The sequence below is a fragment of the Ruegeria sp. HKCCD7255 genome, assembly GCF_013031565.1.
Taxonomy (GTDB): Bacteria; Pseudomonadota; Alphaproteobacteria; order Rhodobacterales; family Rhodobacteraceae; genus Ruegeria.
The window spans coordinates 151,832-176,968 of sequence record NZ_WQAG01000001.1 but is presented as its reverse complement, the minus strand read 5'-3'; the positions used below and the strand labels follow the sequence as shown (position 1 = coordinate 176,968).

Annotated in this window: 26 protein-coding genes; 8 read left to right on the top strand and 18 right to left on the bottom strand. The window is 54.4% G+C overall.

Annotation, left to right across the window (positions count from 1 at the left end):
• Positions 1-9: 9 nt before the first annotated feature.
• Genes GOX45_RS00895 through GOX45_RS00865 form a run of 7 tightly spaced genes read right to left on the bottom strand, consistent with a single transcriptional unit; the run spans position 10 to position 5,893 of the window.
• A complete protein-coding gene (locus GOX45_RS00895; protein ID WP_171097068.1) occupies positions 10-876 on the bottom strand; it encodes a dioxygenase in 867 nt (288 codons plus the stop codon).
• 10 nt (positions 877-886) lie between these two features.
• Positions 887-2,191, bottom strand: coding sequence for a TRAP transporter large permease (locus GOX45_RS00890; protein ID WP_171097066.1), 1,305 nt, complete (start codon positions 2,189-2,191; stop codon positions 887-889).
• Positions 2,188-2,739 carry a TRAP transporter small permease gene (locus tag GOX45_RS00885; RefSeq protein ID WP_171097064.1) on the bottom strand — a complete coding sequence of 184 codons (552 nt, stop codon included), beginning with the start codon at positions 2,737-2,739 and terminating at the stop codon, positions 2,188-2,190. The genes GOX45_RS00890 and GOX45_RS00885 overlap by 4 nt, the downstream gene beginning before the upstream one ends.
• Before the next feature lie 30 nt (positions 2,740-2,769).
• Positions 2,770-3,843, bottom strand: coding sequence for a C4-dicarboxylate TRAP transporter substrate-binding protein (locus GOX45_RS00880; protein WP_171097062.1), 1,074 nt, complete (start codon positions 3,841-3,843; stop codon positions 2,770-2,772).
• A gap of 29 nt (positions 3,844-3,872) precedes the next feature.
• Positions 3,873-4,334, bottom strand: coding sequence for an OsmC family protein (locus GOX45_RS00875; protein ID WP_254445894.1), 462 nt, complete (start codon positions 4,332-4,334; stop codon positions 3,873-3,875).
• A 12-nt stretch (positions 4,335-4,346) separates the two neighbouring features.
• Positions 4,347-5,012 (bottom strand): malonic semialdehyde reductase, encoded by a 666-nt coding sequence (locus tag GOX45_RS00870; protein ID WP_171097060.1) that lies wholly within the window; start codon positions 5,010-5,012, stop codon positions 4,347-4,349.
• The gene (locus GOX45_RS00865; protein ID WP_171097058.1) at positions 5,009-5,893 is read right to left on the bottom strand and encodes a fumarylacetoacetate hydrolase family protein; all 885 of its coding nucleotides are present in this window, start codon (positions 5,891-5,893) and stop codon (positions 5,009-5,011) included. The genes GOX45_RS00870 and GOX45_RS00865 overlap by 4 nt, the downstream gene beginning before the upstream one ends.
• Positions 5,894-5,977: 84 nt before the next feature.
• On the opposite strand from GOX45_RS00865, the gene GOX45_RS00860 reads away from it, so the two are divergent.
• From GOX45_RS00860 to yghX, 5 genes are all read left to right on the top strand, one after another.
• Complete coding sequence (locus GOX45_RS00860; RefSeq protein ID WP_171097056.1) at positions 5,978-6,364, top strand: YciI family protein; 387 nt, start codon at positions 5,978-5,980, stop codon at positions 6,362-6,364.
• A gap of 51 nt (positions 6,365-6,415) precedes the next feature.
• A complete protein-coding gene (locus tag GOX45_RS00855; RefSeq protein WP_254445893.1) occupies positions 6,416-7,072 on the top strand; it encodes a GntR family transcriptional regulator in 657 nt (218 codons plus the stop codon).
• Between the two features lies 1 nt (position 7,073).
• Positions 7,074-8,372 (top strand): malonyl-CoA decarboxylase domain-containing protein, encoded by a 1,299-nt coding sequence (locus tag GOX45_RS00850; protein WP_171097052.1) that lies wholly within the window; start codon positions 7,074-7,076, stop codon positions 8,370-8,372.
• Positions 8,369-9,892, top strand: a complete 1,524-nt coding sequence (locus tag GOX45_RS00845; RefSeq protein ID WP_171097050.1) for a malonyl-CoA synthase — start codon at positions 8,369-8,371, stop codon at positions 9,890-9,892. The genes GOX45_RS00850 and GOX45_RS00845 overlap by 4 nt, the downstream gene beginning before the upstream one ends.
• A gap of 89 nt (positions 9,893-9,981) precedes the next feature.
• Positions 9,982-10,869, top strand: coding sequence for a YghX family hydrolase (gene yghX / locus GOX45_RS00840; RefSeq protein ID WP_171097048.1), 888 nt, complete (start codon positions 9,982-9,984; stop codon positions 10,867-10,869).
• Positions 10,870-11,215: 346 nt separating this feature from the next.
• Here the strand turns inward: yghX and GOX45_RS00835 are convergent, their stop codons facing one another.
• The 11 genes from GOX45_RS00835 to GOX45_RS00785 form a co-directional block, all read right to left on the bottom strand.
• Entirely contained in the window at positions 11,216-12,157 is a 942-nt protein-coding gene (locus GOX45_RS00835; RefSeq protein ID WP_171097046.1) for a YHYH protein, read from the bottom strand.
• 75 nt (positions 12,158-12,232) lie between these two features.
• The gene (locus GOX45_RS00830; RefSeq protein ID WP_171097044.1) at positions 12,233-13,171 is read right to left on the bottom strand and encodes a 3-keto-5-aminohexanoate cleavage protein; all 939 of its coding nucleotides are present in this window, start codon (positions 13,169-13,171) and stop codon (positions 12,233-12,235) included.
• A 4-nt stretch (positions 13,172-13,175) separates the two neighbouring features.
• Positions 13,176-14,204, bottom strand: a complete 1,029-nt coding sequence (locus GOX45_RS00825) for a branched-chain amino acid ABC transporter permease (protein ID WP_171097042.1) — start codon at positions 14,202-14,204, stop codon at positions 13,176-13,178.
• Positions 14,201-15,064: a branched-chain amino acid ABC transporter permease gene (locus GOX45_RS00820; RefSeq protein ID WP_171097040.1), complete on the bottom strand. Its 864-nt coding sequence runs from the start codon at positions 15,062-15,064 to the stop codon at positions 14,201-14,203. Before GOX45_RS00820 ends, GOX45_RS00825 begins: the two co-directional genes overlap by 4 nt.
• A 1-nt stretch (position 15,065) precedes the next feature.
• Positions 15,066-15,773: an ABC transporter ATP-binding protein gene (locus GOX45_RS00815; protein ID WP_171097038.1), complete on the bottom strand. Its 708-nt coding sequence runs from the start codon at positions 15,771-15,773 to the stop codon at positions 15,066-15,068.
• Complete coding sequence (locus GOX45_RS00810; RefSeq protein WP_171097036.1) at positions 15,766-16,494, bottom strand: ABC transporter ATP-binding protein; 729 nt, start codon at positions 16,492-16,494, stop codon at positions 15,766-15,768. Before GOX45_RS00810 ends, GOX45_RS00815 begins: the two co-directional genes overlap by 8 nt.
• A 50-nt stretch (positions 16,495-16,544) precedes the next feature.
• Positions 16,545-17,825 carry an ABC transporter substrate-binding protein gene (locus tag GOX45_RS00805; protein WP_171097034.1) on the bottom strand — a complete coding sequence of 427 codons (1,281 nt, stop codon included), beginning with the start codon at positions 17,823-17,825 and terminating at the stop codon, positions 16,545-16,547.
• Positions 17,826-17,868: 43 nt separating this feature from the next.
• Positions 17,869-18,789 carry a 3-hydroxyacyl-CoA dehydrogenase family protein gene (locus GOX45_RS00800; RefSeq protein ID WP_217350237.1) on the bottom strand — a complete coding sequence of 307 codons (921 nt, stop codon included), beginning with the start codon at positions 18,787-18,789 and terminating at the stop codon, positions 17,869-17,871.
• A 6-nt stretch (positions 18,790-18,795) separates the two neighbouring features.
• Complete coding sequence (locus tag GOX45_RS00795) at positions 18,796-19,581, bottom strand: SDR family NAD(P)-dependent oxidoreductase (RefSeq protein ID WP_171097031.1); 786 nt, start codon at positions 19,579-19,581, stop codon at positions 18,796-18,798.
• A gap of 11 nt (positions 19,582-19,592) precedes the next feature.
• A complete protein-coding gene (locus tag GOX45_RS00790; protein ID WP_171097029.1) occupies positions 19,593-19,937 on the bottom strand; it encodes a cupin domain-containing protein in 345 nt (114 codons plus the stop codon).
• A 61-nt stretch (positions 19,938-19,998) separates the two neighbouring features.
• A complete protein-coding gene (locus GOX45_RS00785; protein WP_171097027.1) occupies positions 19,999-20,835 on the bottom strand; it encodes a cyclase family protein in 837 nt (278 codons plus the stop codon).
• A 215-nt stretch (positions 20,836-21,050) separates the two neighbouring features.
• Here GOX45_RS00785 and GOX45_RS00780 point away from each other — a divergent pair, with 215 nt between their 5' ends.
• From GOX45_RS00780 to GOX45_RS00770, 3 genes are all read left to right on the top strand, one after another.
• Positions 21,051-21,797 (top strand): IclR family transcriptional regulator, encoded by a 747-nt coding sequence (locus GOX45_RS00780; protein WP_171097026.1) that lies wholly within the window; start codon positions 21,051-21,053, stop codon positions 21,795-21,797.
• A gap of 878 nt (positions 21,798-22,675) precedes the next feature.
• Positions 22,676-23,503, top strand: coding sequence for a helix-turn-helix transcriptional regulator (locus GOX45_RS00775; RefSeq protein WP_171097024.1), 828 nt, complete (start codon positions 22,676-22,678; stop codon positions 23,501-23,503).
• 425 nt (positions 23,504-23,928) lie between these two features.
• A complete protein-coding gene (locus GOX45_RS00770; protein ID WP_171097022.1) occupies positions 23,929-25,056 on the top strand; it encodes a recombinase family protein in 1,128 nt (375 codons plus the stop codon).
• The last annotated feature ends 81 nt before the right edge of the window (positions 25,057-25,137 follow it).

Sequence of the window (25,137 nt, the reverse complement as noted above, 5' to 3'; positions counted from 1 at the left end):
CAATATCGTTCAGACTTTGGCAAGCTTCACATCGAACTTCACGTGCAAGAATGGTTCAGTGATCTTACCAGAAAGCTCCATGCCATCAGGAAATTCTGAAACTGGCCTTTCAACATAGGTCATCACCAGATCATCCCGAACACCAAACACTGTATCCTGATCTAGATAAGGATCGTCGTCGGGGAAAATCTCAGTGACCAAAGAACGGTAGCCAGGAGCTTTGACGATATAGTGCAGGTGCGAAGGTCGCCAGGGATGGCGGCCGCAGGCGCGCAGGATATCCCCGACTGGCCCATCTGACGGTACCGTGTATTCAACTGGCTTGACGGTCGTGAATGCATACTTACCGTCGTCACCGGTAGTCATCAGGCCGTGAAAAGAATAGGTGTCCTGTTCTTCGTCCTGGCTTGCATACATTCCATTCGGCGCGGTTTGCCAGATATCCAGCGCTGCACCGGAAATCGGATTACCATCGGTGTCCCGGATCGCGCCTTCAGCAAGCAGCACAGGTCCACCGTAGTGGCGCTTCATATCCCCGCCGAATGGCAGAGGCGGCGCGCCAGAGACATGGAAAGGGCCAAGTACGGACGAACTTGTTGCATCAGAACTTGAATGCAACATGTCCACCAATGACGACAGGCCCAGCACATCCGAGGCGAGCACGAACTCATGCCTGTCCTCTGATTCCACTGCAGCGCATCCCTCCAGAAACGCAATCCCGGCGCGCCATTCGTCATGTGTCAAGTTGGTTTCTCGCGCGAAGTCGTGGAGGTGCTTGACCAGAGACCCCATGATTTCTCTCATCCGCGGATCGGTGTCCTTGGACAGGTATCCCATGAACACGTCGGTGATATTGTCTTTGGTGACAGAGCGCATTTGGGCCTCCTTAAATCAGGGCAAGGCTGAGGATCGGGAACTCGATCAGAATAAACAGAACGATCAGCATCACGAACGCAAAGGGAAGTGCGCCCATAAACACATCCTTGAGCGATATTCGGTCATCGTTGATCGTCGATTTGATGACGAAGCAAGATATGCCCAAAGGCGGGGTCAAAAGCCCGATTTCGGCGCCGACCACAGTGATAATACCAAACCAGACCAACGACATGTCCAGGGCTTCGGCCATGGGCAGGAACAGCGGGACGACGATCAGAATGATGGACGCCGTATCGAGCAAAGTTCCCAGAAAAAGCATCAAGAGAACGTAGAGCAGCATGATCGACCAAAAGGACGCGGAATTTCCCGCGAGCAAATCCTGCAACTGATTGGGCAGCCCGGCCAGCCCCAGCATGCGACTATAGATCGAAGCCGCCGTAATCAGGAACAAGATCGCCGCTGTAATGTGACCGGTTTCCAGCAACGCGTCCCAGAACGCTCTTGGTGTCATGGATTTGCGTACGACTGCGATCACGAGCGCAACCAGTGCCCCAGCGGCACCCGCCTCGACAGCGGTTAGCCATCCTGTGTAAATACCACCGAGCACTACCGTGATAATGAACAATGTGGGCAGGGTCTTGGATGCGATCTCGCGCCCGGACATCCATTCGGTGTCTTCGACGACCCGGCCGCCCACAAATGCAGGTTTAAAACGGCCCATCAACCAGATCGCGACCACATAAGCTATTGCCAGCATGATACCGGGTATTACTCCCGCCAGAAACATGTCCCCTACGGACTGTTCGGCGACAAAGGAATAGATGATCAGCATCGCCGAGGGTGGAATAATCATCCCCAAAACCGACGACCCGGCCACAACCCCAACCGCAAAACGTGGATTATATGCCTGCGCCATCATCTGCGGGACAGAGACCTTGGTGAACACTGATGCGGACGCAATTGACGACCCAGTAACGGCCGCAAACACGGCATTTGCTCCGACGGTCGCCATTCCGATACCGCCTTTGACCTTGCGAAATCGCATGGTCATGACCTCGTAAATATCCCCGCCTAGTCCCGCTTTTGAAACGATGAGCCCCATAAAGGTAAACAGAGGGATTGTCGCGAAACTGTATTCCATCGCGCTGTCGCCCACCGCAACCTTCAGCAGGTTGAGCGCAAGCGTGAAGTTGTCCCGCATCAGCCAGATCGACACGAAGGAGACCACACCCAAAGCAATCGGAATGTAGACGCCCGCGTAAATCAGAAAGACTATGGCAACGACCGAGATCAGGCCAATCTCAATCGGCGTCATTCTGCGACCTCGTCATGCTCTGGGGTGCGAATAAGTTGCGGGCGGTCCTGCGCCGTGACGACCTTGAGCAGGAAGATCACGCAGGCAAGCGCAGTACCACACGCGATGACCAGTTTGACCGGCCACCAAGGCAATGTGAAAAGACCGGGCACTCCGAAGTAGTCCTGTGTCTCCCACATGTGAAGAAATTCTGGGAAGGTTACATAGGCGATCAAGGCCATGAAGATTGCCGAAATGGCGTTGATGATGCGCCTCAGGTTGGCTGTCAGAACGGGGCGACGATGGTGTAGCAGGTTCAGAAACCCATCTGAGCGCGTCAATCGATCCACTCTGACAACGTCGGCCAGCTGCAGGAACACGATCATCACGACCGAGAATTGCACCATCTCGTAGGTGCCGCGCAGTGGGGCCGAAAACAGGCCCCGCGCAATGACGTCAACATTCAGAACGACCACCAACGCTAGGACGACAAGCGTACCCAATGCATTGGCGACGATAGCAAGCGAATTGGCGACCCGCGACAAGCCAGCAACTGCGGTCTTCAGCATGAAAGGCCCCTTTCGTGGATCGCCAGCCAGTTATTCGGCCGTCCAGTCGCGTACTCCGGTAAAACCGGCGTCCTGCAGCTTGCCGAGATAAGCGGCCAGCATATCTGTGCCCTGCTCGCCGTTCTCATTCAGCGTTGCAGCCCATTCCTGCGCAACATTGGGCATCGCATTTGCCCACGCAGCGCGGTCTTCGTCCGAGATTTCAATGATCGATCCGCCAGCTTCTACAAATGCATCTCGCGATGCAGCGGCTCGATCCATTGCAATACCTGCCACGTGGTCACGGTAGTCGATAGCCACGGCCTGTAGTACTTCTTTGACCTCATCGGGCAGACTCGCCCAGTAGTCGGCATTGACGGTGACTGTTTTTGTATTCACCGCACCAAGGTCTGCCTTCAACATGTAAGGGGCCACTTCGACGATTTTGAACGTCTTGGAAGCTTCCGGCCAAATCATTACGCAATCGACAAGGCCGGTTTGAACCATGTTGTAGAAATCAGTGAGGCCTCCGCGTACGCCTGCCGCGTCCTTGATACCCTCGAGATAGCGCAAGTTCAGGCCGGCACCCGCGATCTTGCGTCCTTCAAGATCTGCAACTTTCTCGACCGGCTCTGAGCAGAACATCTGATATGTGTCGAGCACAACGCCTGTCGCCAGATAAACCTGATTTTGCGCAGCAAACTCATTCTGCATAGCCGGGTATTCTCGCGCGATCTCGTCAACTGCCTTGGCCACTGCACGAGCATCCGACGCGACGAATGGTGTCGAGCCCGAGATTCCCTGGCTGGGCAGCTTGGACGAATGGAAGATGGTTGTGACGATGCCAATGTCGCCCAAACCCAACTGTATGCCTTCCAGAACACCTTTGGGTTTTACAATAGAACCGCCATAGTTCTCCTGCCAGTTCATCTTGTAATTGCCGGACTCGGCCAACCGCTTATTCACTTCAGGAATAAAGAAGTTGGTGAATTCCTTCACCCATAAGGCCCGATCTGGGTACCCATCAATCACAACAGCTGAAATGGTCTCTTCTGCCGCGAGGGGCATCGCCATGACACCTGCCAGAGCAGCGCCCACTAGGCTGCGTTTGGTCCAGTTTTTCATTTCTCTCCTCCCAGAAAGTCGGGTCATTTTTATTTTTTTGCTTTGACCCAGTTTACGGTCAGGTCCGTGCCTGCCGCTTCAAACAGTTTTGCGATGGCGCAATACTTGGCTGTCTCCTCGCCCACGCGCGTCAGTTCCTCCTGACTGGCGGGCGTCTCACAATTCACGGTGAGTTCAATTTCCGGAAACGGAACATCGATCTCCTCCTCCATCAGCACACCACGCCGGTCCAACCTGCATTTCGCGTCGATTGTCACATTGCCGAGGTAAACTCCCAACCGATGTGCGTTCTTGTGCCCGATGACATTCGTACAAGCGATCAGGGCTGCCATTGCGGTTTCGGTCGGAGACGGACCAAGATTTGTCCCGCCGCGTTCTACGGGTTCATCAACAACAACATCAAGACCGCGAATCGGTATCTCAGTCCGCGCATGAGTCGGGCATTGAGCTGTCGTACGGTAAGTCACGACGGGTTTCACTTTCATAGCCATAGCGTCACCTCCTCATGCATACGAGCAAACCTTTTCGAATGAAAAACGTGGTAGCTTCTGGAACAATCCGGTTTCGTCCGCATAGCCCAGATTGCAAAGAAAATTGGACTTGAGCGTCGTGCCCGCGAAGAACTCCTCATCGACGATCTTGTTCGAAAAACCTGACATGGCGCCGACGTCCAACCCGACAGCCCGGGCCGCAATCATGAAGTAAGCGCCCTGAAGCGTGCCATTTCGAAAGGCCGTGTCTGCCACGTAGTCAGGCTTGTTTTCGAACAATGGCCGACGGTCTTCGTGCGGGAAAAGAAAGGGCAGTTCCTTCCAGAAGTCCATGTCATAGGCAATGATCGCCGTGACCGGAGCATCCATCATCTTTGGCACATTCTTCGACTTTAAAGACTTTGCAAGCCGCTCTTTCCCTTCGGGACTTTTCACGAAAACGAAGCGCGCGGGCAACGTATTCATGCTGGTCGCGCCGTTGATCGTGATGTCGTAGATCTCTTCAAGTATGTCGTCAGAAACAGGCTTGTTGGTCCACGCGTAGTGCGATCTGGATTCGCGCAGGATCAAGGCGATCGCGTCATCCGACAAGCGTGGAATGCGCTCGCGCAGATCACGATGATCTTGCTGCGCCTTGGCGCGAAGTGCTTCCAGCTCTGCCCCGGTTGCTGCGGTCATGCTGCGGCCACCTTGGACTTGGCGTCTTTTTCGTCAATGACTGGGCTGGCGCAAATTCCAATGCCTTCAATCTCGACCTCAACGGTTTCACCGGGCTTCAACCAACGGGGATTGGGCTTTTTGGCGTGCCCGACACCAGGAGGCGTACCTAGCGCAATCAGATCCCCCGGCTCCAAAGTAGTATATTCCGAAATCGTCGCGATGACCTGACGAACCCCCCAAATCATGTTGGCGGTATTCGATCTTTGAAGGATTTCATCACCCACACGGCTTTCGATCTTCAGACCTGATGCCCCTTCGGGCAACTCATCCGGAGTCACGGTGAAAGGACCGATCGCGCCCGTGTCATCAAAGTTTTTGCCGGGCGTCCACTGAACGGTTTTGCGCTGATAGTCCCGCAGCGAACCATCGTTGAATACAGTGTAGCCAAAGACATAATCCAGTGCGTCCCGCTCCGAGATATGGCGTCCGCGCTTTCCAACGATCAGCATAAGTTCGGCTTCGTAGTCGAGCTTCTCGGAACAGGCAGGCCGCACCATGGGTTGCCCCGCCGCCATGATCGAGTTCTTCCCGCGCATGAACAGCGTCGGATACTCTGGAATATCATACCCGCCTTCCTTGATGTGGTCCGTGTAGTTCAACCCCATGCAAATGATCGTTCCTGGAGCGCTAACGGGCAATGCCGGAGTGATGGAAGACACGGGCACACTGTCTGCCGTGTCAATTTTGCTGGCAAGTGAGTCGGCCAGTTCAGGCTTGGCTATCAAACTCATCAAATCCGAACCGACAGCAGGTTCCAAAGCCGTTAGATTCAATGCGTTTTCGCCGTTTACAGCAAAAACCGCTGTGCCTTCCGAAGTCTCTCCCACCAGGTATTTCATTTTCACCATCCATGTCAGTTCGCTTGATTTTTGCCGACTATTTTGCCATATGTCAAATAATATCGATATTTTTGGAGGCGGCAAATGGTTGCTTGGGCAGACTACAAATCAGGAGCAAAAGGCCGCGGCGCGCTTGCTTTGGAGCTTTACGTCGCGCTGAGCACACCAGCCAAAGCGCCCGAAGATGTAAAGGCGTCGCTGCCAGATCACTTGGCGTATCAGGCGCAGCTGGAAAGTTCGGGGCAGCTGGCTTTTGCAGGCCCCATGTCGGATGAAACCGGCGAGCATATGCAGGGGATGGGGCTGATCATCTATCGCGCCGACAGCCTTGAGTCCGCCCGGAAGCTGGCCGAAGACGATCCCATGCACAAAAGTGGGGCACGTAGCTTTGTACTTCGGCGCTGGTTGATCAACGAAGGCTCGCTGAACATTTCAGTTGGTCTATCGACTGGAACGAGTGCCCTCAGTTAAGAGCGCTCAAGAGTATTTGCCGCGAAATAGGAACAGTCGGATATGGGCGCCATGCTTGATACTGAGGGCAAAGAGACATCAGCCACTCATGGAGCGTATCGAAGGCTGCGCGAAATGATCCTGACCGGAGTATTACCTCCGGGCCAAAAACTCAAGATCGAACAGCTTCGCGGGCTTTTGGACACTGGCGCTAGTCCGGTTCGCGAAGCGCTCAGCCTTTTGACTTCGGACATGTTGGTCGAGCGGATTGATCAGCGCGGATTTCGGGCAGCGCCAGTCAGCAAGTGTAACTTTGAGGAAATCCTTCTGCTTCGATGCAACCTTGAAGAAACCGCGTTGCGCGCTTCCATCACCAATGCGGATGCGGCCTGGGAAGATCGGCTTGTCTTGCGTCACCATCATATGAAAAAGGCCAGCCAGAACGGGGCACGAGACTTTGAGAACGCTCACAAGGCGTTTCATATGACCTTGTTGGACAATTCGAAACTGCCGTTGCTGCTGCGGTATTGCTCGCAGCTTTACGACCTGAACATTCGCTACCGCTATCGTGCGGCCGGCGGGTCGAGCTACAAAAAGCGAGACATCGCCGCCGAACATCAGCAAATCCTAGACGCCGCATTAAATCACGACGCAGACAGCGCAACTCGGCACCTAATCGATCACTACCGCCGAACAGGTGAGTACCTTAGCAGCCAGATGGAGCCCTGAAATGCAGCGGAATTGGTTTCTGGGTGATCTACTAAACCAATTGCTGGACCGTCCCGACAAAAGGCGTGGCAAGGATGACAAACGGTCCATTGCCGAACTATGTGAGGCGCTTTTATCTGCGGAAGGTGAAGTTTCCGGATTCACGCTCGCGTCTACGATCCTTGAGCGCTACCACACCCTGAATGATGCGGAGAAACTAGACTTTTTTGTCTATTTGAATGACAAGCTAGAGTTGGACGCAAATCAGCTTTCTGAAGCAGCCCGCCTCTACGCCAGTGACCAAAGTGTCAACCTTTATGAAAGACTTAGCGAAGTTTCAGAGCCACGGCGGCAAGAGTTATTGCGACGGCTGAACCAGCCGTCTGGTGCGACGCAGGAACTTGTAGCCATGCGCGTTGATCTGCTGCGCTTTCTCAAATCCAAACCGGAACTCAAGCGAACAGATATCGATTTCGTCCATTTATTGCGCAGCTGGTTCAACCGGGGCTTTCTTGTCCTCAAGCAAATCAGCTGGGACACCCCTGCCCGCGTTCTGGATAAGATCGTCGCCTATGAAGCGGTGCACCAAATCAACGATCTGGACGATTTGCGGCGAAGGCTCTACCCGCCAGACCGTCGTTGTTTCGCGTTCTTCCATCCTTCGATGCCAGATGAGCCACTGATTTTTGTTGAGGTCGCTCTGACCGCCGAAATCCCGGATGCAATAGATACGCTTCTATCCGAAGCACCAGAACCGATCGAAGCCGAGGAGGCAAAGGTCGCGGCGTTCTATTCCATTTCAAACTGCCAAAAGGGTTTGGCGGGCATCAGCTTTGGGAATCTATTGATCAAGCAGGTTGTGACCGAGCTTTCGCGGGAGCTTCGCGGGCTTGATACCTTTGTGACATTGTCGCCGATACCGGGGCTAAACCGGTGGCTGGCTGGTGAAACAGGCAACCCGGAACACGGGCATGCCGCCGAGGCCGTGCTTGCAGAAACAGCAACACCGCAGGACCTGCGCGCGATGGCCGCCCGGTACTTGATGTTCGCCAAGCGCGAAGATGGCATGCCGCTTGACCCTGTAGCGCGCTTTCACTTGGGAAATGGTGCCGAGCTTCATGACCTGCATGCCCAGGCAGATCAGTCGCCAAACGGACGCGCCCAGTCCGGAGGTGCGATGGTCAATTACCTTTACGATTTGAACAAAACAGAACGTTACCACGAAGAATTCGCGACAAGTGCCACGATCCAAGCCTCGCGTTCAATTCGCGCGGCTTCAACTGCGACGCTTGCGGTAAAGCCCAGGGAAAATACAGCGTGACTAATACACTTTACGACAGTTTGTTTGCCCGCCACGAGGGCAACACGGCTCCATTCCTGCAACTCGATAATGGCCAGGTGGTCACTTATGATGCGTTTCTGCAGCGCACCGCGCAAATCGCGCATGTCTTGCGGAACAGCGGAGTTTCCCCTGGCAGTCGCATCGTTGTGCAAGTGCCCAAGCAGGCCGACACGATTGCGCTCTATGCCGCTTCGGTTCAGGCAGGTGCTGTCTACCTGCCCCTAAACACTACCTATACCATGGCAGAGTTGGACTATTTCATCTCTGATGCGCAACCTGCGTTAATCGTTTGCGACAGCCACGACAAAGTTGAATTCGAACAATTGGCGACCCGGTCTGGTGCAAAGCTGCTGACCTTGGGCGGCGAAAATCCAAGCTTGAGCCGCGAAGCGGACGCACAGCCTTGTGTATTCGAAACTGTGGATCGCGCGCCGGACGACCTCGCGGCGCTTCTTTACACATCAGGTACCACGGGCCGGTCCAAGGGCGCGATGCTCAGCCACCGAAACCTGCTGTCCAATGCCCAAGCCCTTGTGGATTTGTGGGGTATCACCGACGCTGATCGCTTGATTCACGCGTTGCCCATCTTTCACACGCACGGGCTTTTCGTGGCGATGAACACCACACTACTCGCCGGTTCCAAAGTGCGGCTGATGAAAAAATTCGACACTGGAATGATCTTGGAGGAATTGCCCCACTCGACCCTTCTAATGGGAGTCCCCACGTTTTATACCCGATTGCTGGCCGACGAAGGTTTCACCGATGAGATCACAGAGAACATGCGTCTGTTTGTTTCCGGCTCAGCCCCGTTGCTGGCAGAGACCCATGTGGCGTTCGAAACGCGCACGGGCCACCGTATCCTTGAGCGCTACGGTATGACCGAAACGAACATGAACACCTCTAACCCTTATGGCGGTGAGCGTCGCGCGGGAACTGTTGGTATGGCCATACCCGGCACTGAGGTGATCGTAACCAACCCTGAAACTGGAGAACCGCTGCCCCAGGGCGAGATCGGAATGATCGAAGTACGTGGCCCCAATGTTTTTCAGGGCTATTGGCAAATGCCCGAAAAAACGACTGAAGAGCTTCGAGAAAATGGATTTTTCATCACCGGAGATCTGGGCCAATACAGCGAGGATGGCTACCTGTCGATTGTAGGTCGGTCAAAAGACCTGATCATCACTGGTGGATACAACGTCTACCCTAAAGAAATTGAAGACGTTTTGACCGATGTCGATGGCGTTCAGGAATCGGCGGTTTTCGGAATCCCCGACAGAGACTTCGGCGAAGCGATCATTGCCACTCTGGTTGCCGAGCCTGGAGCACAGCTTCAGGTGGAACAGATCGAGTCGATCATCAGAAACAAGCTGTCGCGATTCAAACATCCTCGCCGCTACGAACTCGTCCAAGAGTTGCCGCGGAACACTATGGGAAAAGTTCAAAAGAACGTGCTGCGCGAACGGTTCGCGAACAAGGAACTGTCACCGGCGGTATCTTAGGAAGCCCATCCAGACGCTCAATCAAATCAAGACCTTCAGATCGGATACTACCCAACCTTCAGACAGCCAAACTCATCAGGAGATCCACAATGACTCGCATGACGGCAAAAGACTTCGACCAGGAACTTCTGGACCTGTATGACTTTTACGCGCACGGCAAGATCACCAAGCGCCAATTCCTGGACCGCGCAGGTAAGTTCGCGGTCGGCGGCATGACAGCGGTAGCGCTGCTGAACATGCTCAGCCCGAACTACGCGATGGCTCAGCAAGTTTCGTTCAACGATCCCGATATCCACGCAGACTACATCACCTATCCTTCACCGAATGGAACCGGTGATGTTCGCGGATACCTTGTCCGACCTGCCGGCGTTGAAGAGCCCCTGCCCGGGGTGCTAGTGATCCACGAAAACCGCGGCCTGAATCCTTACATCGAGGATGTGGCGCGCAGGTTGGCAAAAGCCGGGTTTATGGCACTGGCCCCCGACGGTCTGACGTCAGTGGGAGGTTACCCAGGCAACGACGCGGATGGGCGCGAGCTTCAAAAGACAGTGGACCGGGTCGCATTGATGAACGATTTCTTCAATGGATTTGAATACCTATTGGACCGAGATGATTGTACTGGAAAGGTCGGTGCTGTGGGTTTCTGCTACGGCGGCGGTGTGGTCAGCGCAATTGCCGTGGCCTACCCCGAATTGGCCGCGGGCGTGCCATTCTATGGTCGCCAGCCAGCAGTTGAGGATGTAGCCAAAATTCAGGCACCGTTGCTGATTCAGATGGGAGAGCTTGATGAGCGCATCAACGCAGGTTGGCCGGATTTTGAAGCCGCTCTGCAATCCAACGGAAAGGTATACGAAGCCTACATCTACGAAAATGCCAATCACGGTTTCCATAACGACAGTACGCCTCGTTATGACGAGGAAATGGCAAGCCTAGCCTGGGACCGCACTATTGATTGGTTCAACACCTACCTAAAGTAACTACAGTGTACGGCGAAGCGAGCATTGTGTTTTCGTCGCTTCGTCGCAACCCACAGTTTACCGGGGCCAAGTCATTTGAAGCCCCAGTATTCTATTTCTCATGATCCGATAGATCGACAGGAACGCTTGACTAAAAGGCTTGGGTGCAAAGAACATTTGATTTGAGCCCCAAGGCAGCAGTCTCAAATTCAATGAATCACTTTGACCGCTTTAAACAGATGGCAATCCCAATCAGATTAGAATTGCGAGCGATTTCGCGATACCGTTAGCATCGCGGAGAAAACGCAAAGTGTCTGGGTCAATCCAGGATAGGTCAAAACTGGATCTCCGAAATTGGGGCTAGAGATCACCTTTTGTCGAATGACCTGTCAGGTGCTCCGACCAAGCAGTTGAGCACCCACGGGTAGCTTGTCGTGACATAGTATCCGTACTGGCCATCCACAGTCATGCCATTGCACTTATCTAGATCGCCAGCCCCAGTGAATTCGTAGTCGTCGATATATGTCCCGTCCGGAGTACCACCCGGCCCGTTAGGCGGCGCAGGCCGAGGCGTAGTTTTGAGTTGGTAGCCGGAAATCGCAGGTCTTATCGTACCATCCCTGTCTTTGAATATCGTCCCGTAGATCGGAAAGCCGTCAGCGGCGAAGCCAATAGCTGGTGACGGCTTATCAAGGTCGTTATCCAAAAACAGAGCATTTGGATTGGAATGGTAATGATACCTGCCATCGGGCTGGGCATGGGCATTGTGCAGATCTACACCAAAATACTGATCGTAAGACGGCGGATCGAGCAGCCATGGATCAGTGTCTCGACACCCCGCCAATACATTGCCGTTCTTGTCTGCTCGCGGACCGCTCGGGCGATAACACCCAGCCGAAAGCAAATCGACCGGCACGCCATTCAACAAAATCGCATCATAACTCCGTTGCGACAGCGTGGTTTGGTTGCGGGCCTTTTCCGGATTTCTGGGAATCCGAAAAGTGCCAGGCAATTCTCGCACATTATTAGCGAAGTTGGCTGTAGGCCCGTTGAAATCATGATTGGGGATACCGTTGGTCTTGAGGGTGCAGTGCTGGCTATTTGCCGAGATTTCGATTTCGGAGTTAAAACGGTGCTGGCGCGTTACATCCTCCACTGAAGCGGAATACACTCCTGCATAATCCGCGCAGTCTCCAGATCGGTTGCTGAGCAAAAGGTTGGTGATGTCCTGGGCTTCGTTTTGCGCATTAGCCTGAACGGTAAATAAACCCACGAAAAGCGCGCTGATTGCCAAATATACCAATCGCATGGTTCGACCTCCTAAGGGTTTTCGAAACTACATAAATAAGTCACTCGACGAGAGGTTAGGCCAAGCGTCCAATCGTCAGAAGGCTACGCGATCACCACCCTTCAAATCCAGAATTTCCCTGGCTTCATCAGGCGTCGCCACCTGACTGCCTAGATCTTCTACGATGCGTCGAATTTTGGCGACTTGCCGAGCGTTGCTTTCGGCCAGCTTTCCACGTGAGATGAACAAGCTGTCTTCTAGACCGACGCGAAGATTGCCGCCCATCTGACTTGCAGTGGTAGCAAGCGACATCTGCGCACCGCCGGCTCCGAGAACGGACCAGCGGTAGTCATCACCAAACAGGCGATCTGCTGTGCGTTTCATGAAGATCAGGTTGTCGACCTCAGGCCCGATACCACCGAGGATTCCAAAGATGAACTGAATGAAAACAGGTGCTTTGAACAACCCGATATCCATGCAGAATTTTAAGTTATACAAGTGGCCGACATCGTAGCATTCATGTTCGAATTTAATGTCATGCGGCGCGAGCGTTTCTGCCGCTTCGCGAATGTCCCGGAACGTATTGCGAAAGATGTTCTGATCGGAGTTCGCGACATACTCTTTCTCCCAATCAAATTTCCAATCATCATCGCCATACCGGTTGGCCAATGGGTGAAACGAGAAGTTCATCGAACCCATATTCATCGAGCACATTTCGGGGCTGAAAGTCTTGGCCGGGTTGATCCGGTCTTGAATAGATAGTGTCAGCGATCCTCCAGTCGATAGGTTCACAACGGCATTGGTCGCCTGTTTTATGCGGGGCAGAAATGGCGCAAAGTCATTTGGGTCGACGGATGGCGACCCGTCCTGGGGATTTCGCGCATGCAGGTGTAGGATCGACGCTCCAGCCTCGGCGGCCTCGATCGCCTGCCGTGCGATGTCGTCGTAAGTGTACGGGAGCGCATCCGACATGGTTGGTGTGTGGATCGCTCCTGTTACAGCACATGTAATGATGGTCTTTTTCTGACGGGCCATAGGTTCAGTTTTCCTTGGATTGTCCGGTGTGCATTACGCGATAGCCCAGCGGGAAAAGTTGCAGATCATAGCGACTACGGATCACGCCCCAAATGCCTTTTGGCGCCTTGAGCATGACGACAATTGCGACCACGCCGAGAACGATCAGGTAAGTTGTTCCTAGGTCGGCCAGCGTTTCGCGCAGCGCAAAGAAGACGAGTGTGCCGATGATCGGTCCTTCGATGGTACCGATGCCGCCGATCACTACGATGAAGATGACGAAGGCAGTCCAATCATTGACGCTGAACGCCGCATCCGGCGATATGCGCAGCTTTTGCAAGAAGATCAGCGCGCCGATCATCGCCGTGAATGCCGATGTGACAACGTACACTATGAACTTCGTTCGCCAGATATCGATGCCAAGGCTACCGGCGGCCAGTTCGTTGTCCCGAATTGCCGTCAACGCCAAACCTTGGCGCGAACGCAGGAAGAAATACACGGCGGTTACAACCAGCACGGCGGCCCCGAGTGCCAGCCAATAGCTCAGCGCCTCACGCATCGCGCGCCCGGAAGCTAGTGATTTCACAATAGCAACGGGCAGCGAAGATCCTGACCCTCCACCAAGCGCTGAGATTTGCGCGAAGCTCAGTCGAAAGACCTCTGCGATGACCCAGGTGCCAATGGCAAAATATGCGCCCCGAAGCCTGAAGATCAGAACAGCAACTGGGATCGAGATCAAAGCCCCCAGCGCTCCCGCTGCTGCAATAGCAACCAAGGGGTTCAGCCCACCCAGCATCGTAAGTGCGAAGAGCATATAGCCGCCGAAGCCCACATAGGCTTGCTGCCCAACAGAGACGAGACCGGCGTAACCCGCCATGAGGTTCCAAAGGGTGGCGAGGGAAAGATAGAGAAACAGCTCTCCCATCAAGCGCATGTCGGCGCGGCCTGCCCACCACGGCGCTGCAATCAATACGACCAGACCGACTGCGGCCAGGATTGCAGCAACCCTCGCTGCTTTTGACGATCGGGAAACGGAACAGTCTTGTAAGTTCATCCGGAGACCCTCGGGAAGAGGCCGTTCGGACGAACGGCAAGAATGACAAGGAAAGCAACATGGCCGGCTAGCACTTGCCAACCCGGATCAATCTTGGCTCCGATGGTTTGCGCAACGCCAAGGATAACGCCGCCAATCAAAGTACCCCAAAGGTTGCCTAGCCCGCCGATGATAACGGCCTCAAAGCCAAAGATCAGGCGACCTCCACCGATGGAAGGGTCAAAGCTTGTCCGAATGCCAAGCAGGATACCGGCGACAGCTGTCACTCCGAGAGCCAGCGCCATGGCCAGCCCGAAGATGTGTCGGCGATTGAGGCCCATAAGCTGGGCGATGTCTTGATTGTCGGAAACAGCCCGAAATGCTCGACCAAGTGAGGTGTGATAAAAGGTCCATTGCAGCCCCCAGATCACAGCGATGGCGATCCCGAAGGTCAGCAACGGTAAGATCCCAAGGGTCACACCGCCTACTGCAACGCTGGCTGTTTCCAGCGCACCGGCATTCAGTGTTTGGGGGTCGGCCGTGTAGACCTCCAGCAATCCGTTCTGGATAATTACACTCAGCCCGAAGGTCACAAGCAGCGGTGGAAGAATATCGTCGCCCAGAGTTTGGTTCAGTAGGCCGCGTTGAAGGGCATACCCAATCAGCGCCATAGCGGGAACGACAATCACCAACGCGGCCATTGGGTGCATCCCGGTCGCGGTCGTCACGGTCAGTCCGAGGTATGCGGCCAACACAATCAGATCGCCATGGGCAATATTGACGAGCCGCATGACCCCAAAAATCAACGACAGACCTGCGGCAAACAGGGCGTAGAGTCCACCAAGCAAAGTTCCCTGCACGATAGGATTCAGCCATTCCATATTATTCGATCCCGAAATACGCGCGCGAAATCTCTTCGCGCGAAACGGTGTCAGACGCGCTTTCCAACGAAACGCGCCCCTCCTGCAGGCAATAGACCCGGCTTGAGACCGAAAGTGCCTTGGTGATGTCCTGCTCGACGATGATCGCGCTCATGCCCTCGCCGATGATGCCGGGCAGCGCCTCATAGATGTCTTTGATGATGATCGGTGCCAGTCCCAGGCTAATTTCGTCGAACAGGATCAGATCAGGATTGGCCATCAATGCGCGCCCGATGGCTACCATCTGCTGTTGACCGCCTGAAAGCGATGTTGATGCCTGATTTTTGCGCTCTTCGAGGATCGGGAACAGATCATAGACAGCTTTCAGATCCCAAGGACCCGAGCGACCAACTTGGGCTCCGATCATCAGGTTTTCTTTGACTGACAAAGATGGGAATAACTGGCGACCTTCTGGAACCATGGCGAGGCCAAGTTCTGCAACCTCGTCTGCGCGAAGCCGGCTAATATCCTGACCTCGGTAGTGAATCTGATCCACTCCGTTCGTCAGCAACCCGGTGATTGACCGCATCAGGGTCGTCTTGCCTGCGCCGTTTGCACCAATGATTGCGAGAACTTCTCCCTCGCCGACGTCCAATTCGACATCATAGAGCGCTTGGAAATCGCCGTAGTAGGAGTTCAAATCGCGTGTCTGAAGAATTGAGTCAGGCATCGGCTTCGATCCCCAGATAAATTTCCTTTACTTCAGCGCTTTCCATAATTGCCTGTGGCTCGCCTTCGGCGATTTTTTTGCCAAAGTCGATGACGATCAGACGATCCACGACGGCCAGCAGGGCGTGCACAACATGTTCGATCCAGATGATGGTGACGCCAGAGGCGTGGATGTCTTTGATAGTCTGGACCAGTGACTTGCACTCGGCTTCGGTCAAACCACCGGCAATCTCATCCAGCAACAGCAGTTTGGGTTTGGCGCAAAGCGCACGTGTTAGTTCCAGGCGTTTACGCTCCAGCAAAGTCAGGCTACCAGCAAGAACGTTTGCCTTGGGCAGCAGTTCTGTTTGGTCCAGAATCTCCAGACAAAAGTTTTCGGCCTTGTGTCCATGCATGCCAGCTGATTGCGTGGCGGCGATCATCGCGTTTTCGAAAACAGTCATGCCCGAAAACGGCTGCGGGACCTGAAAAGAACGCGCGATACCTGCATGGCTGCGCTTTGCCGCGCTCCATTTGGTGACGTTCTGCCCACTGAATTCTATCACCCCGGAATTGGATTTGAGCGTCCCCGTGATCAAGTTGAACATCGAGGTTTTGCCAGCGCCGTTGGGGCCTATTACCCCGAGTGCCTCGCCTTGCTGAACCTCATAGCTCATGGCATCGGCGACAGTTAATGCGCCAAATGCCTTGCTCAGTTCTTGGAGTCTCAAGATTGTCGTCATGCTTCTCTCGGATGGAGGGTTCGGCGCCAAGATCGGCGCCGAATGTCTGGTTAGCCCAGCAATTTCATATCTGCCGTCACCGGAACTTCGGGCGCGGTGCTGTTTGCAACAATCTGCAACTCGTATGCGTCTCCAGACTTCTGCCATTGGCCACCGACCAGCGGAGTTTTGGTGACGTTGTTCATTGGCCCATCACCCCAGTTCACCGGCCCGACAATTGTGTTCAGGTTGGTGGACGTGATTGCCGAAATGATCGCAGACGGGTCTTCCAGATCATCCGCTCGTTTGATGACATCCGCAACGACCTCGAACAGCGCGTGCTTAAAGCCGAGCGGTTGCGTCCAAGGTCGACCCGACTCTGTTGTATAACCTTCGGCAAGGTCTTTCGAGGAAATGCCGGTGAGTGAGGACGAGAACGGATGATGCGGGGACCACCAGACCTCGGTCGACAACCCGTCACCACGGTCTCCCAGCGATTCAATGACCGATGGGAACAGAAGTGCCTTGCCAATGGTCACGACCTTTGGGTTGAACCCTTGCTGGGCGGCTTGGCTCCAGAACGTAGCGAAATCGGGTGGAATCATGTTGCCAGTGACGATTTCGCAACCCGCAGCTTTGAACGCTGCGATCTGGTTTGAGAAGTCGTCGGAGAGAGGCTGATAGCGACCGGGGTCAGTCAGCGTGTAGCCAGCTGTGGCCAGCGGTTTGGGCAGGCCCAATTCCGCATCACCCCATGCATTTCCGTCGGCATCGTTGGGGAAAAGACCGCCCACTGTCTTGGTCACGCCCGTTTTGTCCCACATATCTAGGAACGCCGCGATCACATCCTCCAAACCCCAGAAGAAGTGATAGGTCGTTTCAAAACCCTCACCTGGAACACCATTGCGGCCAAAGAAATAAGGCTGCCAAGGGCAGTCGGTCGTGATGCAGGGAACTTCGTTGATCTCTGCCTGATCAGCAACAGGGTTCACCGTGTCCGGCGTTGAAGCGGCCACGATGATATCGACCTCATCACCCAAGATCAGGTCAGCGGCAACCTCGGCTGCGCGGTTGGGGTTGGACTGGCTGTCTTTCGAGATGATATCGACGTTCCAAGTCTTTCCGTTATTGTCCAACCCGGCCGAAAAGACCTGCTGAATGGCTTGAAGCACATATTCATCGGCCTCGGCGAAACCAGCCAGTGGACCGGTACGCGGGCTGACATTGCCAATCCTTAGCGTCGGGTTTGCCGCATAAGCACGCGTTGCCCGGAGGATGGCCGGAGCAGAGATTGCCGCCGTAGCCCCGGCAATAAAACCGCGCCTTGTGGCCGTCTTAAAAGTCTTTGTCATTGCGTCCTCCCTTCACCGGCCTCCCGCCAGTGTTTGATTGATCTTACAAAGTCTTCTCGAGATTTTTCAGATGTTTCGCGACACGTTGGCGAACCTGATCTGCTTCGCCCTCGGCCCATTTCCTGAAACCTTCGCCTGATTTCATCCCCAGCTTACCCGCATCGACAAGCGACTTGAGGTAGGATGAAGGGCCTTTATGCGCCTCAAGATCGTGTAGTACGTTTTCGTGGATATCGAGTGTCAGGTCAGTACCAACCAGATCTGCGTTTTCCAACGGGCCAAGGACCGCCAATCGCCGCCCAAAGCTGGACTTGATCACGGTATCAACGGCTTCCGCATTGCAAATACCGTTTTCCACCAGACTGACCGCTTCGCGCCACAGCGCATGCTGAAGGCGATTGCCGATAAAACCGGGCACGTCCTTCTCGACCATCACCGGAGTTTTTCCTGCGTCCTTCAGCAGATCGAACATGGTTTGCGCAATCTCAGGGTCTGTCCATTCCGTCTTGATGACTTCGACCAACGGGATCATGTGCGGGGGATTCCACCAATGGGTTCCCAAAGCTCGGTTTTTCCGTCGCAAACCGGACATGATCTGAGTGATCGGCATGACCGAGGTATTGGATGCGAGTATGCAAGTTTCTGGTGCATGCGCCTCGATCTCAGCAAAGATCGCTTGCTTGAGCTCCAACTTTTCCGGCGCCGCTTCAAAAACAGCATCGGCATGTTGAACCGCACTTTCTGTCGTCGCAAAGATTTCAATCATCTTGAGGGTATCTGTGATTGTGACCTCGTCGTCCCCCATCGCGGCCATGCTGGCGCGGACGCGGGCAGGCACGCTGGCTCGCGCCTCTTCAACTGGATCTGTGATGGCGACGCATTGACCTGCTTTTGCAAAGGTTAGGGCGATACCGTGCCCCATCAGACCCGCGCCAATTACCGCTATTTGCTGCTTCTTGCGCACCATCACTTAACCCGCCGTGTAACCACCGTCGGCATGAAGGATATGCCCGGTGTAAAAATCAGATGCCCGCGACGCGAGAAACAGGAGCGGACCGGCAAGGTCTTCAGGCTCACCCAGTCGTCCTTTGGGAACACGGGTTAGGAAGCCATCGCGCACTGCTTTAGCTTCGTCGGTTTCCTCGAACATCCAAGCCGTCAAAGGCGAGCGGAATACCGTCGGCGCGATCGCGTTGACGGTAATCCCTGTTGGACCCAGCTCACATCCCAAGGCTTTGGTTATCCCGTTCACGGCAGCCTTTGATGCGCAATACGCCGTGTAACCGGCAGGGTGTCCAAGGATGCTGCGCGCAGAACTGACGAAAATTATCTTGCCATATTCGCTTTGCTTCATGTGTGCCGCCGCCGCGCGCGCCAAAAGCCAACTCTGGTTCACATTGGCGTCCATCACTGCGTCAAAGGTTTCCGGCGCCATGTCGTTGATCGGTGCAACTTTGTTCATGCCGGACGCGACAACGAGAATGTCAAGCTTACCAAAGTTGTTAACGGCTTCGTCGACCAATGCGCCACAGGACGCTTCATCAGTCGGGCGCAAATTTATTGCAACTACGGTCGCACCAAGCGCCTCACACTCTTTGGCAATCTCGTCGAGCGCTTCTTGATTGCCCGCAGCCAGAACCAGATTGCACCCGGCACCAGCCAGAACGCGCGCAGCAACCATGCCAAACGCGCCGGATGCTCCGGTGATCAGTGCGACGTTGTCTTTTACGTCAAACATCTTGAGTGGATCAGACATTCTTTTCGTCCTTAGCTTTCTGGCGGATACGGAATGACCACCAGCATTTTGCAGGTGTGGTTGGCGCGGTTCTCTATTTTGCGCACTTCGCCCGGTGCGATCGTGCAGCTATCCATGGGTCCAAGATTGGTTTCTGTGCCGTCAACGATGATGGTCATCTCGCCCTCCAGAACGACGTAGACTTTCTCGAAGGGCGTGGAGTCCGGCCCGGCACCACCGCCTGGTAAAAACTGGCTGAAGCCAATCCACTGATTTGTCGGCCCGCCTTCCTCAAACCCTTGTAAGCGCAGCCCATGACACCCAAAATGGTTTGGTGCTTCGTAGGGTTGTGCGTCTTGAAAACGCTTCAGATGCATGTCCGTCTCCGCTCAAGGTTATTGGCGGCCACCGGCGAACCGGCGACCGGTCCGTGAGTGTTCAGAAATCTTCACCAGCCTCGATGCGGTAGGACTGGTTCTTGTCGATCATCGCCACCAGTCGGATAATGCAGCCATCGCCCCGGTCCCAGTTCCAAGGGAAGAACGCGAAGGTACAGCGCTTGCCGGTTACTGCATCGAGATCGCCGCCAACATTTTCGATACCGAGAATACCCTTGGAGAACAACATGTTGTGCACAGGCTCCCATTCTGGGAAGTCAACGTCCCAGGGCGTTCCACCTGACCACTCAAGGTATTCCTCCTCAAGATGCGGCATGATCGGACCGTTGCGCTGCGGGCCAATGGCGGTTGCCAGCGGGTGATCGTTCGCCTGGGTATCGTGGCCGACGACTTTCACACCTTTCTCGATCATCCACGCAGCGGCGGAAGGAACGAGACCCGGGCAATAAGCAAAGTAGTCGCCATCTTCATACTGCTTGTGCCAGCCGGTGTTGATGATCAGCACATCGCCTTTGCGGATTGCGTGACCACAGGCCTTTTCCAGATCATCGCCGGTAATTTGCTCCCATTTCTTTTTAGGTACAGAAACCACCAAACCCGAGCCAAAGAAATGGGGTAACGGCACCTCATCGATGAACGGCGTTCCCTGAACGACATGCGCCGGTGCATCAATATGAGTGGTCACGTGCATCGTCGTGGTAATCGTCTGAGACAACACGCCTGACTTAGCCATATAGTGCTTTCGGTCGATCTGGACGTCCTTGAAATACGGCCAGTTGGGGCACTGAAACCCGTATCTGTGGCTCAGATTGTAAAACTCAAGCCCCATGTCATTGTCGGTGTTTGCCTGAAACTCAATGCCGCGGATTTCGACCATAGGGCATATCTCCTCTGTTCGCCGGCAACGCGGCGGTGTTCGCTTTTCAATTGTCTGGGTGGCCTCCCCACCTGTCCCGCATGATGATGCACACGCACCGCATTGTGGTCAACCTAAAACTCACTATACGGTTGACTTGCACCGCATTGTGGTACAACACTGTAAAAATGCCAGGCATCCGCAGCTACGATGCCAAGACAGAATGGGGTAGATAAATGTCTGAAAAAGCAGATAAAGGTGGCATTCAGGTCATTTCCAGAGCGGCCTCGATTTTGCGTGTTCTAAAAGAAAACCAATCCGGAATGAGCTTGGGGAAGATCGCCGAGCGTGTTGACCTGCCTCGCTCTACGGTACAGAGAATCACTAGCGCACTTGCTGAAGAAAAACTTGTCATAGCAGATGCAAATGGGGGCGGCTTAAGGCTCGGCCCCGAACTAAGCGCTCTCGCAGGCGCGGCGCAGTACAGCATCGTCGAACACTGCCGGCTGCTTTTGACGGAATTAACCCAAAAAACCGGGGAAACCACAGACCTCGCTGTGATGCGCGGGATTGGTATGGTTTTTCTGGATCAAGTTCCGGGCGTTTACCGTTTGACTACGGTCTCGCAAGTAGGCGAGGTTTTTCCACTGACCACCACTGCAAACGGGAAAGCTTGTCTCGCTCAGCTCGATGAAGGAGACGCAACAAAGCTCATTAATAACGAATGGGAACGGAATGGTATCCAAAGAAACTTGGATGAGTTCCTTTCCGAACTTGATACAGTCCGCGAACAGGGCCTTGCCTATGATTTGGACGAGCATTCTGCCGGCGTATCGGCAATCGGGTTTTCTTTCGTCGACTGGGTCGGAGACCTGCACGCGATATCAATTCCAGTGCCAACGACGCGATTTGCACGGCAAAGAGCAACCATCCAACAAGCGCTTATCGAGACATCCAAAAATATACATCAAACTTTCCAATAAGCTTTCGAAGCTGACTTGAGGCAGATTGGTGTCTCTCGACCGACCTTGTCTGGCAGCCCGCGCTTCCAACGGAAAAAATCCCTACATTGCACCCAACCAATTGCGGCTAGTTCCGCATTGTCGCGAAGGTTCGCATTCGTGTTTGATCGCAAGTTTTGCAATCATTGGATGATTGTCGACATCTTAACGAACCGAGAACATCACTGAATGGGCGTTATGTGAAGCGATCTCTGGTTGAGTAGTGGGCATTCAGTGGAATGATTGCGAAGGGCTGTCTCGCGGACAAAGCCGAATTTGGATTCTTGACCTTCGCTGACGCAGCATGTGCTCGCAGGTGCGGCATGTATTTCGCTCCACTTCTTTCGATGTCTTAAGACCGGTCGTTCGCGGGTGTCGAATTGGCCTGAACCGAAACCGCACGTTCGCTGCAAGGGTCATAAACTCGAAGACGCGGACAAAGCGGTTATTAGGGGCATTGCAAGTTGAACAGCTTTGCTGAGCCCCGATCCCATCATAGGCCTCCACAGAACTCTATTTTCTTGCCGCATTTGCTCGTCGTCCATGACCTCTTCGACCACGCGGTCCCGCAAAGCATAGCATTTCAAAAAGCGACGCAAAGGGCATCGTCCAGTAGGGCATAGTATTTCTCCAAATCAAAGTTCGACAACTTACAAGCTGCCCGAACCCGCGGCTGAAACCCACGGACCACAATCGTAAAGACCTGTAAGAAACCCGTAAGAAGTTTGGGTAAAGCGTGGAATTTTGGCATGCTAGCGTCGTTGAACCCAGCAGTTCCAAAGACCAAAATGAAAAATTGTACGTCTCTATTTTCTCAGAAACTACGCTCCCATCGACTCGGCAGCGGTCGCCATGGCCGTATGACTCAAGAAGAATTGGCTTTGATGCTCAACGTAAGTGTCGACGCCGTTAGCAAATATGAGCGCTCGCTGTCGTATATCCGTGGTGACCTTGAGTACCAGCTGCAAGAAAAGCTCGGTTGGAGCTTGGAGGATGTGATTGCTTGCCGAGAGGATTGGGAGGCCGGGCGAGCACAACATTCAGGTTCTGCCTATCGTTTGTTAAACAACCAGGAAGTGATCAACGAATTCGGCGGCTCCTCATCGGCGGTAACACAAGCTGTGGCATGCATGGAGGTGGACGATGGAGATGGCTTACCCGGTGGCTTCTCGGCCGCTGATACTGTGTGGCGTGACATACAAAAATCGGGCCTTTTGTCAGGGCCCTATGTAATGCTCGGTTCGAAAATCGTTGGACACGTTGGTTTGATTTTTCCAAAATCCAATCCCGAAAAGAGTTTTTATGAACTTCTGTTTGATGAAGCGGAGCTTACGCCGGATCTTCTGAAGCGCCCTTTGCTACCAAGGGGTTACTTCGCGTATTGTCCAGCGATTTACGTTGCGCGTGGTCACGAGAATGCAACCCGCTTGCTCCTTGCCGGTTTTGTTACGGAGTTGGAAGAGCTTCTCGAGAGGGAGATCTTTGTCCGTGAGATTGGGGCAATCTCAGTGAACGGTCTTGGAACTCAATTGTGCGAGGACCTTGGCCTCAAGTTTCTTGGAGCTCATCAGCGATACGCCGGTTTCGGAGTCTGGACTTTAAGTTGCTCGGGTATCGCCAATTCAATTGTTGGACGCCGAAGTACTAAACTTCGAGATGCCTATCTAAGTACACTCCTTTCAAGTTGACACTGAAAACTTCCAGTTCCGCTTTGGGATCACCTTCAAGATTAGCCGCCAGCCACACAAAGGTCGGCTCAATGCTGTCTAAGGTCCGATACTCTGTTTTGTCATAGAAAATTCATGTGGTTGGCGAAAATCACAGATGACTGGTCTCGGTCAGCCTGCCGCAACGGCATCGCCGCGTAAGCATTGGGCCGGTGAGAGCCCACTTTGACCGATGCTGCGCAATGCCCGAATGACATCAATGCGCAGAAAGCGGGCTTTGCAAAGTTTGGCGAACAGCTCTCTTCTTACATCCAATGGTCGGTCTTTATTCTGCGGTCGCAGATCGAATTGCAGCCGTCCGCTGCAAGAGCAATGTCTTGGGTTGGGTGAGCTCACAGTCCGCTGGCGAAGCTACCCTTGAGGCTGGTTACATCTAATTCAGATCTATGAACAAAACGGTGCGCACGATCTTCGCGCTCTACGATGAGCTCGGCTGCCTGAGTGCTGTCATGCGTCGTGCACGTGAGATCGGCCTACGCTCGAAGCGGCACCGATTCAAATCCGGGCGTATCCAGGGCGGCAATCTATTCTCACGCGGCCAGATCTATGCGGTTCTTCGTAACCCGATCTACATCGGAAAGATCCGTCATAAGGCGCAGGTCTGGGAGGGGCAGCATGAGCCGATCGTAAGCGAGGCCGTTTGGGAGCGGGTCCAAGAAAAGCTGGAGGCTGCCAGTGCACGGCCGCGGGGTCGAAAGACTGCTGCCCGGCAACTCGGTGCCAGGCCTATCGCACCGCTCATAGGGAAACTCCGTGATGAAAACGGAGATCGACTAACCCCGACGCACACCCGTCGTCATGGACGGCAGATCCGATACTACGTCTCGAACCGGCTGGTCTCTGGCGGAACGGACCCGCGAGGCTGGCGATTGCCAGCGACGGCACTGGAGCAGGCTGTTGCAGACGCTACTGCAGGGCACATCGCCAAGATGGCCCATGACCATCGGATTTGCGCAAAACCCGATCTGCAGCGCAACGATACCATCAAAGCAAAAGCACGACGACTCGCCAGCCGGCTCTCAGAGGGCGCGCCAGAGCATCTGCGGAAGATCTTGGACGATGGGCAGATCACAAAGAAACGCATTGTCTTGCGGCTGAATGCGGATGGTCTAGCTGAGGCGTTGGAAATGCAACCCAATAAGATGGACCGCGCGGTTCGGACGATCGAGGCTCCCTTCGAACTACGCCGGCGCGGTGTCGAAGGAAAGATCGTCATCGGCGACTGCGAGCCTCAACCAGATCGTACGCTCCTTCGCGCTCTGTCCTCTGCGAATGATTGGACAGCCGACATGCGCAACGGCAGGCCCCTTGGTGAGATCGCCGCGGCGACGGGGCATGCAGAATCCGACATTCGCAACCGTTCGCAGCTGGCGTTCCTGTCGCCCGCGATCCAGAGCGCAATCCTCGAGGGGCGCCAGCCGACGAACCTGACCCTCGAACGGATCATCCGAAAACCAGTGCCATTGGACTGGGGTGCCCAGGCCAGGTTGTACGGCTTCGAAGGCGGTCAGTGACATCCCTCATCTGGACGTGTCGTTCCCTTTTCCCCGTGGAAAATTTCCCTGATACCTGCAAAAATGTTCCCTGTTATTTTG

Bases quoted from the DNA above. Each gene is read 5' to 3' on its own strand.
- GOX45_RS00895 (WP_171097068.1), bottom strand. From the start codon at position 876: ATGCGCTCTGTCACCAAAGACAATATCACCGACGTGTTCATGGGATAC.
- GOX45_RS00890 (WP_171097066.1), bottom strand. From the start codon at position 2,191: ATGACGCCGATTGAGATTGGCCTGATCTCGGTCGTTGCCATAGTCTTT.
- GOX45_RS00885 (WP_171097064.1), bottom strand. From the start codon at position 2,739: ATGCTGAAGACCGCAGTTGCTGGCTTGTCGCGGGTCGCCAATTCGCTT.
- GOX45_RS00880 (WP_171097062.1), bottom strand. From the start codon at position 3,843: ATGAAAAACTGGACCAAACGCAGCCTAGTGGGCGCTGCTCTGGCAGGT.
- GOX45_RS00875 (WP_254445894.1), bottom strand. From the start codon at position 4,334: ATGGCTATGAAAGTGAAACCCGTCGTGACTTACCGTACGACAGCTCAA.
- GOX45_RS00870 (WP_171097060.1), bottom strand. From the start codon at position 5,012: ATGACCGCAGCAACCGGGGCAGAGCTGGAAGCACTTCGCGCCAAGGCG.
- GOX45_RS00865 (WP_171097058.1), bottom strand. From the start codon at position 5,893: ATGAAATACCTGGTGGGAGAGACTTCGGAAGGCACAGCGGTTTTTGCT.
- GOX45_RS00860 (WP_171097056.1), top strand. From the start codon at position 5,978: ATGGTTGCTTGGGCAGACTACAAATCAGGAGCAAAAGGCCGCGGCGCG.
- GOX45_RS00855 (WP_254445893.1), top strand. From the start codon at position 6,416: ATGCTTGATACTGAGGGCAAAGAGACATCAGCCACTCATGGAGCGTAT.
- GOX45_RS00850 (WP_171097052.1), top strand. From the start codon at position 7,074: ATGCAGCGGAATTGGTTTCTGGGTGATCTACTAAACCAATTGCTGGAC.
- yghX (WP_171097048.1), top strand. From the start codon at position 9,982: ATGACTCGCATGACGGCAAAAGACTTCGACCAGGAACTTCTGGACCTG.
- GOX45_RS00835 (WP_171097046.1), bottom strand. From the start codon at position 12,157: ATGCGATTGGTATATTTGGCAATCAGCGCGCTTTTCGTGGGTTTATTT.
- GOX45_RS00830 (WP_171097044.1), bottom strand. From the start codon at position 13,171: ATGGCCCGTCAGAAAAAGACCATCATTACATGTGCTGTAACAGGAGCG.
- GOX45_RS00825 (WP_171097042.1), bottom strand. From the start codon at position 14,204: ATGAACTTACAAGACTGTTCCGTTTCCCGATCGTCAAAAGCAGCGAGG.
- GOX45_RS00820 (WP_171097040.1), bottom strand. From the start codon at position 15,064: ATGGAATGGCTGAATCCTATCGTGCAGGGAACTTTGCTTGGTGGACTC.
- GOX45_RS00815 (WP_171097038.1), bottom strand. From the start codon at position 15,773: ATGCCTGACTCAATTCTTCAGACACGCGATTTGAACTCCTACTACGGC.
- GOX45_RS00810 (WP_171097036.1), bottom strand. From the start codon at position 16,494: ATGACGACAATCTTGAGACTCCAAGAACTGAGCAAGGCATTTGGCGCA.
- GOX45_RS00805 (WP_171097034.1), bottom strand. From the start codon at position 17,825: ATGACAAAGACTTTTAAGACGGCCACAAGGCGCGGTTTTATTGCCGGG.
- GOX45_RS00795 (WP_171097031.1), bottom strand. From the start codon at position 19,581: ATGTCTGATCCACTCAAGATGTTTGACGTAAAAGACAACGTCGCACTG.
- GOX45_RS00790 (WP_171097029.1), bottom strand. From the start codon at position 19,937: ATGCATCTGAAGCGTTTTCAAGACGCACAACCCTACGAAGCACCAAAC.
- GOX45_RS00785 (WP_171097027.1), bottom strand. From the start codon at position 20,835: ATGGTCGAAATCCGCGGCATTGAGTTTCAGGCAAACACCGACAATGAC.
- GOX45_RS00780 (WP_171097026.1), top strand. From the start codon at position 21,051: ATGTCTGAAAAAGCAGATAAAGGTGGCATTCAGGTCATTTCCAGAGCG.
- GOX45_RS00775 (WP_171097024.1), top strand. From the start codon at position 22,676: ATGACTCAAGAAGAATTGGCTTTGATGCTCAACGTAAGTGTCGACGCC.
- GOX45_RS00770 (WP_171097022.1), top strand. From the start codon at position 23,929: ATGAACAAAACGGTGCGCACGATCTTCGCGCTCTACGATGAGCTCGGC.